Below are 12,172 nucleotides of genomic sequence, written 5' to 3'. Positions count from 1 at the left end.
GGCAACCCCGGCAACGGCAACCCGGGTTCGGGCAATCCGGGCAACGGCAACCCGGGTTCGGGCAATCCCGGCAACGGCAACCCTGGCAACGGCAATCCAGGCGATGGCAATCCGGGCAATGGCAGCCCCGGCAACGGTAACCCGGGCTCGGGCAATCCGGGCAACGGCAATCCAGGCGCCGGCAACCCCGGCAACGGCAACCCTGGCGCCGGCAACCCCGGCAACGGCAACCCTGGCGCCGGCAACCCCGGCAACGGCAATCCAGGTGCCGGCAACCCCGGCAATGGCAACCCTGGTGCCGGCAACCCCGGCAACGGCAACCCCGGCAATGGCAACCCGGGTGGGGATGATCCCGGCAAGGGTGGTCCTCGGCCTCCGAAGCGGTGACCATGCGCGCTTCTGCTGATGAACTCGGTCGACGTCGACTTTCTGTCGTCATCTGGTCCGTGCTGATCCTGGCGTTCGCGGGCATTGGAATGCTCGCGAACGCCTTCCGGCCCCTCGACGACGTCATCGCCTCTGCGCGGTTCTCGGTTCTGGAGCGACCTGCCAGCCAGAGTCTGACGATCGTCGAGATCGATTCCCGAAGCCTCATCGCCGCAGAGACCTGGCCATGGGATCGGCGACGGTATGCCCAGGCGATCGACAATCTGATTTTGGCGGGCGCGACCCTGGTCGCGGTTGATGTCGATTTCAGCGCGCCGTCGAACCCCGCGTCCGATCAGGCGCTGGCGGCGGCGGTATCGCGCCACCCCGGCCAGGTGGCGTTGGCGACCTTTGAGCAGATGGAGTCATATGGCGCCGGCGAAAGACGCAGATCGGGCAACCGCCCGATCGGGCCGCTTCTGAACGAGTCGTTGCTCGCGTCGGTCAATGTGCCGGTGGATGGGGACGGACGGGTGCGCCATTACGATTACGGCGCCTCAGAAGACGCGCCGCCATCGGTCGCGGCCCTGCTGGCCGATGCCTCGGTGCGTCAGGGCGCTTTCACCGTCGATTTCGGGATCGAGCAGAAATCGATCCCCCACCTCAGTTTCGAGAACGTCTATAGCGGCCGCTTCGACCCCTCGCTCGTGCGCGGCAAGAAGGTCCTGATGGGGGCGACGGCCCTGGAACTCGGCGACGAGTTCGCCACGCCCGTCGGGCTGTTGCCCGGCGTCATCATCCACGCCCTCGCCTACGAAAGTATCGCTGGCGGACGGGCCTTGATCAGCCTCAGCCCGCTGGCTCTTCTGATCCTCTGCGCCGGACTCGTCGCGGCGCTGCAGCCCGTCAGAAGCGGGGGCGCTGCTCTGTGGCGGTTAGTCGTGCGCCATGTCGCCGTCACGGCCTTGATCGTGATCGCGCCGGTCGTGCTTCAGGCCTTGTTGCCGGTTAGCATCGACATCGCCGCGCTTCTTTTCACGCAGACACTGATGGCGATCTGGGCGACCCGCGTCGAGCTGACGAGGCAGGCTAAGGCGATCGTGCGGGCGCGAGAGGCCGGCCTGCTTCATCTGGCGATGCATCAGCCGGAAACCGGGCTTCCAAACCGCCGAGCCCTGCTGGCGGGCATCGACGATCTCATCGCCACAGCCGAGACGAACGTCGCCGTCTTTGCGATCGGCGTGGATCGCCATGCGGAAATGCGCGGGGTCGTCGGTTATGACGTCGCCAACACCTTGATGGTCCAGCTTGCCGATCGCTTGGCCGATTTGGCCGAAGTGGACCTGGTGGCGCAAATCGCGTCCTCGGTGCTCGCCTTCTCGCGGGCCGATCTGTCCGCCGATCAGCAACACGCCCTGGCCAGATCTCTTCGCGCCGTGGAAACCACCTTTACAGTCGACGGCCAGCCGCTGGATCTGTTCGTCCGCATCGGCAGCGCCTCACAGGATAGGCAATCAGCGAGCGGCGACGCCCTGATCGAACGGGCTACGACGGCGCTAAACCAGGCCGATCTCTCGGACGACCGTACGGTGCTGTATGACGAGGCGACTTTTGTCGATCCCGACAACAACCTCGCCCTGATGTCGGAGTTGCGCGACGCCCTGCGCACGGGCGACGTCAGTCTGCACTATCAACCCAAGCGCAAGACCTCGGACGGCTCTACGGCTTCGGTCGAGGCGCTGTGCCGCTGGCATCATCCGGTGCGGGGTCGGATCGGGCCGGACCTCTTCATTCCCATCGCCGAACAGACGGGACAGATCAGGGCCCTCACCGAATGGAGCATCGTCAAGGCGATCGAAGATCAAGCCGCGCTCAGGGCTCGGGGCGTTCATCTGGCCATCGCCCTGAACGTGTCGGGACGGCTCCTTGTGGACGAGGCCTTCCAAGCGCGTGCGCTCCAGTTGATCGAGGGCTGTGACGCCGATCTGATCTTCGAAATCACCGAAACCGCCGTCATCGAAAACCCGAAGATCGCGGCCCAGGCGATCGCGGCCTATCGGTCGGCGGGGGTGCGGATTTCGATCGACGATTACGGCGCTGGCCTATCTTCGCTCAGCTATCTGAAAATGCTGAACGCCGACGAGCTGAAGATCGACCGGTCCCTGATCCTTGATGTCGTCAACAGCCCGCGTGATCGCCTGATCATCAAATCCACCGTCGATCTGGCCCACGGCTTAGGCATGACCGTCGTCGCAGAAGGCGTTGAAACCGAGGAAGTCTTTGACGCCTTGTCGGCTCTGGGATGTGACACCATCCAGGGCTACTGGGTCTCGCGACCACTGCCTTTTGAAGGTCTGGTGAGTTTTTTGACACCATCCGAAAGCACAAAAGTTCTGTCCGACACTCATCTAGGCACCGCTGCATAGAGCCTGAGGGGATCATAACATGAGGCTTGGGGCAGCACGCGATTGGCGCTCGTTACAGGATTGATGATTCTAACGTGCAGAAAATCGGGCATATTTTCCCAGACTACGAATCTGAGGGTCGGGCGTTCGAATCGCTCCGGGTGCGCCATTTTTCTCAATAATATCAGCAGTTTGACAACGCCCATCCGGGTGGCGTTGCCCGGTTATCGATGCTTAACCATCCTTCCAAATAATTCCGCGCAAAACCAATAAGTTACCGGCTTTAGCGGTTTGGTTCGGGATCATTCGCAATGCTTCCGAAGAACAATTTTGGAGCATCAATCGTTCGCCGAAGCCGTCTCACGGCAGGACGATTTCAAGTGACAAGCACCCAGCATGCGACCATCGCCAAATGGCTCCACTGCCAGTCTGTCCCACCGGGTTAAGGGTGTCTGAAGCGATTTACGCGCGGATTGTGTCAGCCAAACCGGCCATAAATATCGCAGCAGCCGAGGCAGGTGTCACCTTGCCTGACACGCTATGACGGCCAAACGGGTACCTTTGTCAGTGAAACTGATAGAGTGCGCCAGCAAAAGCTGTCTCTGGTGTCAACGAGGCACGACACCTCGATTTCGCCGTTTGTGACGCTAATTCGTAGGTCATGATCCCGTGCTGTTCAGCACGGATAGGGCGGTGGTGTCGGTTCAACGTCCGTATCCCCATACCTTACAATATGTCGCTAGGGACAGGCCAGACGTGTTTGGCGATCTCGAACAACTCGGCTGCGCGACGCTTGATGCAGGCCTCATCCCAGCGTTCTGGATGGTCGCGGACCAGCCGGGCGTTCATGTCCAAACGGCTATGTTGTTCAAGCGCGGATCGCTTCGAGTTCTTCGACGCAGCCGTGGGCAACCACGGCGTGTTGGAAAGCGATGGGTTCAGCTTGTCGCTGACCAGCGTCAGGTTCCCGACGCCATGAAGCGCGATGTCGCGCTCATGGCTGGCGACGCTTCCCAACAAGTGCCAGTGGGTCCGCCAAGTCTGCGGCAGGATGTGCTCAATTGTCAGTTTGGAGAAATCAAACGCGAGGACGGGCTCCGACTTGGTCGAGGCCTTCTGGTTTCGTTCCTCGATCGCCTGAAGGATCATCAGCACCCTGTCCTTGCGCAAGCTGCCGTAGAACCGCTGGTTCGTAAATTCATGCTTGAACAGCGCGTCGTCCGGCCATTGCATGGCGGATTGGGGCGGCTGATCCAGCGCCTTGATGATTGCCGGTGCGGCGGGCTCGCCTACTGGCACGGCGGCCAACACGTCCAGCAGGTCCAAAGCCAAGGCACCGTAACCGCGCGTCTGCAAATTGCAGATCATGCGCCGCACTAGGTAACTTTCGAGGGCCAAGGCGATACGGTCCCGATCATCGGCGTCCGTAGCCGAACATGTTCATGACCGCGCCGTGCAGCGCATGCAGGCGAAAGCAAAACAAGATGCTGACCCCGGCGCAATCGTTTAGAGGCTCGGCGCCGCTGTTATGGCGCAAACACACCTACGTCCGGAACTGTTTCAAATTCACATCTGAACAGCCACTCGGTAGCCCTGAGTAGCCCGCAAAACCGGGGTAACCAGGGTAACCCGGATAGCCCGGATAACCTGGATAGCCAGGGTAACCGCGATATGGAGAATAGCTGTTCCGGAAAAGGCGATCTCCGGGATGTATGTCGCCGATATAGTCGCCACGCACGCTGACGATGTGGCCGTCGTCCCACGGCAACCAGCCGATCCAGTTCATATCGGCGTCCCACACAAATTGATCGAGGCGGAAGGCAATCCAATTACCGCTGGAATCAAACAAAAACTGGCTATCGGACATCATTCAACTCCATCGGGACTGAACGAAAAGGGGTGTGGTGATCCACACCCCCTTCCCTTTAGGGGCATTCCGGCAGGGAGAGCAGGTTATCGTTCCATTTGCCGTCTGCGTATGTGCGGAGGTATTTCCCGCTCGCGCCGTTGACCACGCCGATGTCGCCGCGATTGCCATTCACCAACGTGAAGAATGTGTTGGTCTTGGCTTCGATCGAAGAAATCACTTCCTGTCGCGTCCATTTCCAACCGCCGCCAGCTTTTCCGCCCAGATGAGTGATCCCCTCGTAGGGGTCGTTGCGAGGCTGCTTTTTGATGCAGCTTACTTGTACGTCTGCCATTTGAATTCTCGATAGATGGTGGAACGGCCCACGCCTTGAGCGTGGGCCGCCATAGGCTTAGCGACGGATCGGTTGGATCGGTCGCGATGGATAAGTCGGTCCGGAGGGACGCGACGGTGCCGTAGGATAGGTCGGCCGCATCGGCACTTCAGGGACCATTGGACGTTGGGGGATTTCGACCATCATCGCCTCCCTTAGCGGTCGCTATTGGGAGTGCGGTGAGTCGGTTTCCACGTGGCCCCTGGCGACGTGGTCGGCGGCAGGCGATGGTTATCCGGCACTGTCGTGTAGTTGGGCCGGGCACCGCCACGCGGGCCGATTTCTTGGAAGATGCCGCCGTTGCGGCCCGTGCTTGATCCAGGCTTATGAGTAGCCATTGCGTAGGTCTCCTGGTGAATCCCTCCACGGGATTCACATTGAAAAGGAGACGCTGTGGATAGATCGACTTGCGTGCTAAGCACGCGCGAGCAATCTGATTCGCACAGCGTCGTATCTCGGTGCTGTCGAGAGGGGGGCGGTCGGTCCTCGGCCTCAGAAACTTTGGCCCGCCGCTCCTCTCAGCCGTCTCGGCATCCCCCTGCACATGCAGGTCCCCTCCCAGACATTCAGTTCCTACTTCGTTCCCAGCGCCTCCTTTGGCGAAACCGTGTTCACTCGGACTCAGCTAAGGCGCCTTTTTGCCAGAGTCTAGTAGATTCAACCGAGATACCCACAACATATTGTGGTGGGCGATTTGTTAACCGTTGGTCGATTCGCCGACGCAGGTCAGCTTGGCCGATTCGCGTGCTGTTTTCGAGTCCTCGCGCAATGCGGGTAATAATTGCCCGTTCAGCATGATTGATCGGATTATGGCTACGGTTCCGCTGGCAGGTTGAGGCCATGTCCAGCCTTCACGAAATTCGCATCGCCCTCGAACGCGACTACCGCCTCGCCCTGGGCGAATACGAACGCGCCGAGATGCCCACGGAAACGATCGTGGGATTGAAAGCCCTGGCGGAAGCCGACCGCCGCATCCAGGCGCGAAAACGGGTCCTGCGCGAGAAAAAGGAGCGGCTGGATTACCTGCTCCGTCTCCACGTCGATCCAGAGTGGACGCCCCACCATCTGACGCCCCTACATCCGCGCAAGACGCGACGGAAGGGCGTCATAGCCAAGGCAGCGTATCAGACCCTCCGGCGCCGCAACGAGCCTATGACGACCCGCGAAATCTCCAAGGTGATCGCCAGCGAGATGGAAGTCGATGTCAGCGATAACGGCGCGATGGGCAAACTGGATAGCGCCGTCAGGACCTCGATGAAGGAGCGTGTTAGCGACGGTGTGGTCGTTGAGATCGAAGGACGGCCTACGCGCTGGCAGGTTGTGAGTAGGTCGAAATGGGCGCCGACCCCTTCCCCTTACGCTTCAGCGTCAGCGCCTTTAGTGCGCGCCGGCGGTTTAGGTCGCGTACACGTTCGGGCCGCGCCTGCCAGTAGCCGACAAGTTCTGCATCAGGGGTGAGATCGAGCGCGTTACCCAGCAGCATCCGGAACTGCTGGCCGTTATCGAGACGGCGGAAGTCATCGCGCCAGGACAGTTCGTCAGCGAAGCGCTGGGCGTGGGCGCCGTTGATGTGGAGATAGACACCGCGCTCAGAGCGTCGAATGCGGGCGTGCTGGGCCTCGACGAGGTTATTGTGGACGCCATCGACCATCAGGCCGACGCTGTGATTGACGGTCTGATGATCGGCAAAGTGTAGAAAATAGCGAGAATAGGCTGGCGATTCATCCGTCACGACCTGCGCTGCCGCGCTGACCGCCTTCTTAATGTACGGATCGGCGGCCTTCTCATTAGCGACGACCCAGGCTCGGGATCGGCCGCCGGGGCGCCGCTCGCGGGCCGTCACAATGGAGCGCCGCTTCGTGTTGAACTGCTTGCGTCCGTCCGTCTTGCGATCCTTCACGAGGTTCTCCTGACGCACGGAACCGCCGATATAGACGCCGTCAATATCGACCTGCCCCGTCAGAACTGACTCGGCTTGCATCGCCGCCATAACCCGCGACAGCTTCTTGCAGATGACGAAGGCCGTCTTGTACGAGCAGCCCAGGTCGCGGCTCATCCGCAGGGCCGCGTTCCCGTTCACACCGTTCACGAACAGGACCACCGCCAGCATCATGTCGGCATAGGACATCTTCCGGCTGCGAAAGACCGTGCCGGACGTCACAGAGAACTGCTTCTCGCAGTCCTGGCATTTGAAGAGCCGGCGCGCACGTACTCATAAACGGCGGCTATTCCGCAGTGCGGACAATAGGGTTCACCGTCGTTCTCGGCGAACCGGATGGTCTTGAACATCGCATACGCCTCATCCTCGCCCAGACGGGCGACGTCGCGGACGGAGATCGTCCGCGACTTTGCTGAGAGGAGAAAATGCTGGCTCAAACCGTCCTTTCCGTGCAAATGACACCATATATGATGTCGTTTGCACGGAAATGGCTGCCGTTGTCAAGCCATACGACACCATTTATGATGTCATTCGCAGCGGAGAATGATGATGCCTAAATCTGGGCCAGACGGCACCGAGCCCGAAGATGATTTCGATTCCAAGGCCAACGCGGCGTCCATGGAGGCTGGGGGCATGAGTGTCGCCAAAGGCCTGCTGAAGGCTGAGATGGCGAAGCGCCGGCTAACCTACGAGTCCCTAGCCGGCCTGATGTGGGATCATGGCATCGAAGAAAATGAGCGAAACCTACGCAACAAGGTGTCACGCGGCTCATTCTCAGCGGCTTGGTTCTTTTCCGTCATGATGATGATGGAGGTAAAGTCGCTGGACCTTTCCCACTCCTACACCTCAGTTTCGAATTCCTGATCGAAGCCACCTGGGGATACGATGATGAACAGCGCCGAACTGGCCGCGAAATGCTAGTCTTAGCAGTTGATGTGGGCGGTCCGGAGAAGATCGGCTGGGCCTCTTCAAGTGGTCGATCAGGCACAGGTCAGCACCTAGATGCAGCCATGCGCGACGTTGCAGACGCGCTCAACGAGGGCATCCCCGTCGCGCTCGGCTTCGAGGCGCCGATCTGGACGCCCCGTCGTGAGGACCTGAAGCGGATCACAAGCCGTCGCCTGGGCGCAGAGGTCACATTCAATCGGGCGTGGTCTGCGGGCGCCGGCTGCGGGGCTCTTGGCGCAGCGCTGGGCCTAATGCCGTGGTGCTTCAGTCAGATCGCGCAACATACGAAGAAGCGGCTCGCGACCACCAGCCCGATAGCGTTTCAGGAACGGGGCGGCTTGTTCGTGTGGGAGGCGTTCGTCTCAGGCCATGCGAAAGCGGCCACGCATATGGACGACGCGTCGTTGGCGCTGGCAGCTTTCCAGGCTCGTGACCTGCGGGCGCCCAGCGACGTGCCGGACGAGCCGGCGGTCAACTTGGCGGCGGCCGCGTTGATGGCGACCGGATGGCGCATCGATCCTTGGGAGATCAGCGGGGCGGGGCATGTGATTGCAGCAAGTTCATGATTTGGATTTGCTCACGCGCCGAACCGCGATGATAAATTACGGCTCTCTGAAACTTGATGTGACTTTGATAAAGTATTCTGCCGATTTTCTATTTTGTTTATTGCAATCATTGATCAAGGGTATGCATTTATCGAAATAATATATAAAAGTTCCCCGCATATGGTCTCTAACGATATTGATATCTATCTCGCCTTTATGAATTCCGGCGGATATAAATTCAAAATAGTTGAGTACGTAAAAAACCGACGCAGCCGATTTCTGGTCTTCTTCACTTGAGGAGGCTTGTAGTTTCCGGACTTCAGGTAAGGTTACAAGAGGAAATTCTCCGTATCCAAATGCCTTATGAAATGTATGGATGGAATCCTTATAAGCTGATTGGCTAAATCGAGCGAATAAAAGATTTGTTGTGTTTTGCCGAACAGAATTTGCGTGCGAAACGCTGGATGTTACCCCCCATCCCAACGCCGCTACGGCGGCAGTCACGCACGCTACTATTGGCGCAGTCCTATTTGCATCAGAAATGTTGTAAAAAAGGAGTATTCCTGAAGTAACAGATGCAGCTATTATGAAAGACACTAAAATTATAGTCGGCAGGAATAGGTCTTTTTTAATTACGCTGTAGTTCGATTTGAAAACAGAAGTGCTTTTTACGATTTTTAAGATCGCAGCGTCAGCGCGAGACCTAAAAAATCGCGCCTCTTCTTCAGTTAATTTGAAGGAGTCCAGTGTAGGATTATCGCCATCTGCTATAATGGCGCGAATAATCGACTTTCTTTCTTTCCAACTCCTGTATGCCATATGTCACTCCCCATAAAGTGACATAAAAAAAGCAGCCTTTCGGCTGCTTTTCAAATCATATTCTGGGGGTTAGCCCCAAGGAAAACCTTCGCGGGTCATACTGGCCTCCATTTGAGTTCGATCTCTACTTGGTACAAGATATAGCGGACTGGCGGCAAAATGTCAAGATTTCCCGGTAGCGACCTCGGCGTACAGTGCGGCTGGATGAACACCTAGGACAGTCGCAATCTTGTCCATCATCGACACCGTCGGGTTACCTTCCCCGCGTTCGATCCGACCGATATGGCGCATCGCAAGGCCCGCTTCGCCGGCAAGTGCCTCCTGGCTCAGCCCACGCTCCTTGCGGAGGCGCTTGATGTTAGCGCCGACGATTTTCTCCCATTCCATCGGCGCGATGGTGTTAGCGGAGCGGTAACCCCTCTAGGACATAGATGTCCTATCTGAAGAGGGGTGCAAAATGGGTTGCCTGATGGGCATCATATTCGGAGTGGTCGGCTTCTTCGTCGCCGGTCCTGTCGGGGCGATCATCGGGCTTCTCATCGGCATCCTGAGTGCTGTGAATGGGAAACGCTGATGAGAACGATATTGATTGGTACGATGGCGGCGATCCTCGTCAGTGGCGCCGCAATGCCCGCTCTGGGGCAGGCGCGTGTTGAGCGCGCGATGCGTCAAATGGATGAGATGATGGTCACTTTACTAGAGACCGCACTGAGGGATCGTACAAATCAGCGCGCGACAATCATCTATGTGAAGAAGTTTCCCGGCTTATATGAACAAGCCCGCTATTGCGGGACCGCGCGGATCGGGGAGACGCGGCAAAGGTTCATAATTGATATGAGTGAGAGCCTACTGGTGATGCAGCCCTCTCAGCGGGTGTGGATCGAAGCCAGTTGTGAGACGAACCCACCCAACACAACTATCCTCAGGGATGAGCGGTAGAGAATTGCCGTCAATGCCGGTGGTTGGCGTGGACGATTTCCCTTAAGTTGAGATGTTCTCGCGTCATGGGGACACGATCTCGATGGTCAGTCCCACGCCCTGTCGCATTTTGGACGGCGATCGCGATCCTCCTATAGGTGGATCGCGCTGGCTCGGGCAGTTTAGCGCACCCATGCAGCCGCCTTGATTAGTGTCCGCATGACACCAGCAGCGTTCGGTGCCGTTGCAACGACCCGACCGCTACGCAAGCCAATGAAGCCGTCGCCCTCGCGCGCCGGCGCGATCTGATAGAGGTGCTGTCCACGCCAGAACTGGATCGGGGTCATCGACCCATCTCCCAACCCTGATACAATCCCGGCAGCGGCACTACCCGAACGACGCCGTCGTTCTTCAGCTTGGTCAGGCAGGCCCCTATCCGCTTGCGCATAGTAACGAGGGTTGCGTCATCCGCCTTCAGCCCACGCGCCTTGACCTGAGCATGGACGATGTCGAGGGCCGTCAACGGATGGTCCGCGTCTTTCAGCATCCCCACGACCAACCGGACGACTTCGCCCTTTTTGGCGCGGTGCTTGGTGGGGTGGCGGACGATGCGGTCCGTGTCGGCCGTCGGATCAAAGAGACGGATCGCGGCATCGATATGATCGAGGTCGCAGACGATCTTCTTCTCTTCCGCGCGCACACGCTTCAGGAGCGCGGCGAGTTCGCGGCGCTTCTCCATGAGACCGGCAACGGTGTTGGGGCGGTTGTAGGTTGCGTTTTCCATGACAGAGAACGTAACAAGAACAACGATTTATGTCTCAGACCTCAAGGTGTGTTTGCGCCATAACAGCGCTCGGCGCGATTGCCGGCCTTGGCACTATGTCCTTTGCCACCAGCGCCAACGTTCGACCCCGGTTCTTCGCCTCAAGAACGTGCATCGCCGGTCCAAGGTCAGTCGTGTCTGCTCAGGAACGCCTGAACCCCGTCGGCTCGACGGTTGGATCGATAAGGCGTGCCCCGACACCCATGTCGTCAGCATCGATAAAGGCTACGCCGGCACCTTCGAGGGTCGACCGCAGCAACTCGGCGTTCGGCCTGTAAACAGACATAAAATCTCGCGCGTTCTCCGCCTTCCGTACGGTGCCAAGAGCCAAGCCGGCTCGCTCCGCTAGTTCCGCAACCGACCAGTTCAGGAGGCCTCGCGCTGCTCGTAGTTGGGCCGGCGTGACAAGGACGCCAAGCTGAATGTCACTCTTCTTTGCGGGCATTGTTGACCGTTAAGACCATCGATGTCATATAGCATCATCGATAAAGGATGTGCTGATGTACGGTGATACTCTTCTTCCGGCGATTTGTCCGGATCACGGAACGCCCAAAAACCGGCAAGCGTGCGCCGGCTGCAACGCTGCATATATGCGCAACTACTTGCGCCGTCGCGGTCGCGAACAGCCGGAATGGGCAGTGCGCCACCGCGCGAAGAAGCGCGCGGAAAAGCTGCGCATCGCTTTCGACCTTCCGCTTCAGGCGGTCATTATCCCGACCTTCTGTCCCGTGTTGGATGTTCGTTTGGTCATCGGGGAGGGTCGGCTTCCCGAATCGCCTTCGCTGGATCGCATCAACCCGAACAAGGGTTACGTCGTTGGCAACTGTCGCGTGATCTCGGACAAGGCCAACCGCTTAAAGTCCAACCTCGATCTGATCGCACTTAAAGCCCGGGCAAAGTTCGGACCGGCAGGCCTGCGCGGTGATTACGCCAAGGTCGTCGATTACGTCGACCGCGAAGAACTTTTGGCTCAGGTCCGGCAGAAGGCTGCCGCCGGTGGCGGCGTAGCGGACGATCTGGAGAAGGTTGCCGACTGGCTTGACCGTCGCTTCACCAACGGCCCGGTCCGCTAGGCGATCGGCCAATCAACATGAATAGCCAGACCCCAGTCACCCTGCTTCACACCGATTGCCTGCAGGCTGATGTTGACGTGCCCCTGAGAATTTCCT

General features: G+C 58.9%; 15 protein-coding genes and 1 tRNA gene. 7 read left to right on the top strand and 9 right to left on the bottom strand.

All coding sequences use genetic code 11. The features are described from left to right. The 3 genes from VH88_RS14325 to VH88_RS16145 form a co-directional block, all read left to right on the top strand. Positions 1–387 (top strand): iron dicitrate transport regulator FecR (locus tag VH88_RS14325; RefSeq protein WP_045811844.1); only part of this gene is annotated, 387 nt, incomplete at its 5' end. Between the two features lie 2 nt (positions 388–389). Then, on the top strand, positions 390–2,792 hold the full coding sequence (locus tag VH88_RS15465; RefSeq protein ID WP_052689630.1) for an EAL domain-containing protein: 2,403 nt from the start codon (positions 390–392) through the stop codon (positions 2,790–2,792). Between the two features lie 76 nt (positions 2,793–2,868). Then, positions 2,869–2,940 (top strand) — tRNA-Arg (locus VH88_RS16145). Positions 2,941–3,497: 557 nt separating this feature from the next. Here VH88_RS16145 and VH88_RS14315 read toward each other — a convergent pair. The 6 genes from VH88_RS14315 to VH88_RS16745 all read right to left on the bottom strand — a co-directional run bounded on the left by VH88_RS14315 (position 3,498) and on the right by VH88_RS16745 (position 7,387). After that, positions 3,498–4,169: an HNH endonuclease family protein gene (locus VH88_RS14315; RefSeq protein ID WP_156146869.1), complete on the bottom strand. Its 672-nt coding sequence runs from the start codon at positions 4,167–4,169 to the stop codon at positions 3,498–3,500. Positions 4,170–4,314: 145 nt separating this feature from the next. Further along, entirely contained in the window at positions 4,315–4,638 is a 324-nt protein-coding gene (locus VH88_RS15825; protein ID WP_082064525.1) for a hypothetical protein, read from the bottom strand. 58 nt (positions 4,639–4,696) lie between these two features. Beyond that, positions 4,697–4,972, bottom strand: a complete 276-nt coding sequence (locus tag VH88_RS14310; RefSeq protein ID WP_045811842.1) for a DUF3892 domain-containing protein — start codon at positions 4,970–4,972, stop codon at positions 4,697–4,699. Positions 4,973–5,824: 852 nt separating this feature from the next. Continuing rightward, a complete protein-coding gene (locus VH88_RS14305; protein ID WP_045811841.1) occupies positions 5,825–6,076 on the bottom strand; it encodes a hypothetical protein in 252 nt (83 codons plus the stop codon). A gap of 238 nt (positions 6,077–6,314) precedes the next feature. Then, on the bottom strand, positions 6,315–7,139 hold the full coding sequence (locus tag VH88_RS14300) for an IS1595 family transposase (RefSeq protein ID WP_156146868.1): 825 nt from the start codon (positions 7,137–7,139) through the stop codon (positions 6,315–6,317). 29 nt (positions 7,140–7,168) lie between these two features. Continuing rightward, entirely contained in the window at positions 7,169–7,387 is a 219-nt protein-coding gene (locus tag VH88_RS16745) for a transposase (RefSeq protein WP_052689628.1), read from the bottom strand. A gap of 106 nt (positions 7,388–7,493) precedes the next feature. On the opposite strand from VH88_RS16745, the gene VH88_RS14295 reads away from it, so the two are divergent. Then, positions 7,494–7,814 carry a DUF6471 domain-containing protein gene (locus VH88_RS14295; RefSeq protein WP_052689627.1) on the top strand — a complete coding sequence of 107 codons (321 nt, stop codon included), beginning with the start codon at positions 7,494–7,496 and terminating at the stop codon, positions 7,812–7,814. A gap of 146 nt (positions 7,815–7,960) precedes the next feature. Continuing rightward, the gene (locus VH88_RS14290; RefSeq protein WP_045811840.1) at positions 7,961–8,464 is read left to right on the top strand and encodes a hypothetical protein; all 504 of its coding nucleotides are present in this window, start codon (positions 7,961–7,963) and stop codon (positions 8,462–8,464) included. 36 nt (positions 8,465–8,500) lie between these two features. Here VH88_RS14290 and VH88_RS15815 read toward each other — a convergent pair whose 3' ends face one another. Further along, on the bottom strand, positions 8,501–9,262 hold the full coding sequence (locus tag VH88_RS15815; protein ID WP_082064523.1) for a DUF4760 domain-containing protein: 762 nt from the start codon (positions 9,260–9,262) through the stop codon (positions 8,501–8,503). A 162-nt stretch (positions 9,263–9,424) separates the two neighbouring features. Further along, positions 9,425–9,649, bottom strand: a complete 225-nt coding sequence (locus VH88_RS14285) for a helix-turn-helix domain-containing protein (RefSeq protein ID WP_045811839.1) — start codon at positions 9,647–9,649, stop codon at positions 9,425–9,427. 186 nt (positions 9,650–9,835) lie between these two features. On the opposite strand from VH88_RS14285, the gene VH88_RS14280 reads away from it, so the two are divergent. Next, positions 9,836–10,201: a hypothetical protein gene (locus VH88_RS14280; protein ID WP_045811838.1), complete on the top strand. Its 366-nt coding sequence runs from the start codon at positions 9,836–9,838 to the stop codon at positions 10,199–10,201. A gap of 322 nt (positions 10,202–10,523) precedes the next feature. Here the strand turns inward: VH88_RS14280 and VH88_RS14275 are convergent, their stop codons facing one another. Next, positions 10,524–10,964 (bottom strand): hypothetical protein, encoded by a 441-nt coding sequence (locus VH88_RS14275; RefSeq protein ID WP_045811837.1) that lies wholly within the window; start codon positions 10,962–10,964, stop codon positions 10,524–10,526. A gap of 539 nt (positions 10,965–11,503) precedes the next feature. Here VH88_RS14275 and VH88_RS14265 point away from each other — a divergent pair. Further along, entirely contained in the window at positions 11,504–12,076 is a 573-nt protein-coding gene (locus VH88_RS14265) for a hypothetical protein (protein WP_197071101.1), read from the top strand. The last annotated feature ends 96 nt before the right edge of the window (positions 12,077–12,172 follow it).

The organism is Brevundimonas sp. KM4 (genome assembly GCF_000964075.1).
Classification (GTDB): Bacteria; Pseudomonadota; Alphaproteobacteria; order Caulobacterales; family Caulobacteraceae; genus Brevundimonas; species Brevundimonas huaxiensis.
Note: the sequence above shows the minus strand (reverse complement) of the source record. Positions and strands in the feature narration are given on the sequence as shown.

Bases quoted from the DNA above. Each gene is read 5' to 3' on its own strand.
- VH88_RS15815 (WP_082064523.1), bottom strand. From the start codon at position 9,262: ATGGCATACAGGAGTTGGAAAGAAAGAAAGTCGATTATTCGCGCCATT.
- VH88_RS14280 (WP_045811838.1), top strand. From the start codon at position 9,836: ATGAGAACGATATTGATTGGTACGATGGCGGCGATCCTCGTCAGTGGC.
- VH88_RS14305 (WP_045811841.1), bottom strand. From the start codon at position 6,076: ATGGTGGGGCGTCCACTCTGGATCGACGTGGAGACGGAGCAGGTAATC.
- VH88_RS14295 (WP_052689627.1), top strand. From the start codon at position 7,494: ATGATGATGCCTAAATCTGGGCCAGACGGCACCGAGCCCGAAGATGAT.
- VH88_RS14300 (WP_156146868.1), bottom strand. From the start codon at position 7,139: ATGTCCTATGCCGACATGATGCTGGCGGTGGTCCTGTTCGTGAACGGT.
- VH88_RS14265 (WP_197071101.1), top strand. From the start codon at position 11,504: ATGTACGGTGATACTCTTCTTCCGGCGATTTGTCCGGATCACGGAACG.
- VH88_RS14310 (WP_045811842.1), bottom strand. From the start codon at position 4,972: ATGGCAGACGTACAAGTAAGCTGCATCAAAAAGCAGCCTCGCAACGAC.
- VH88_RS14275 (WP_045811837.1), bottom strand. From the start codon at position 10,964: ATGGAAAACGCAACCTACAACCGCCCCAACACCGTTGCCGGTCTCATG.
- VH88_RS15465 (WP_052689630.1), top strand. From the start codon at position 390: ATGCGCGCTTCTGCTGATGAACTCGGTCGACGTCGACTTTCTGTCGTC.
- VH88_RS14285 (WP_045811839.1), bottom strand. From the start codon at position 9,649: ATGGAATGGGAGAAAATCGTCGGCGCTAACATCAAGCGCCTCCGCAAG.
- VH88_RS14290 (WP_045811840.1), top strand. From the start codon at position 7,961: ATGCGCGACGTTGCAGACGCGCTCAACGAGGGCATCCCCGTCGCGCTC.
- VH88_RS15825 (WP_082064525.1), bottom strand. From the start codon at position 4,638: ATGTCCGATAGCCAGTTTTTGTTTGATTCCAGCGGTAATTGGATTGCC.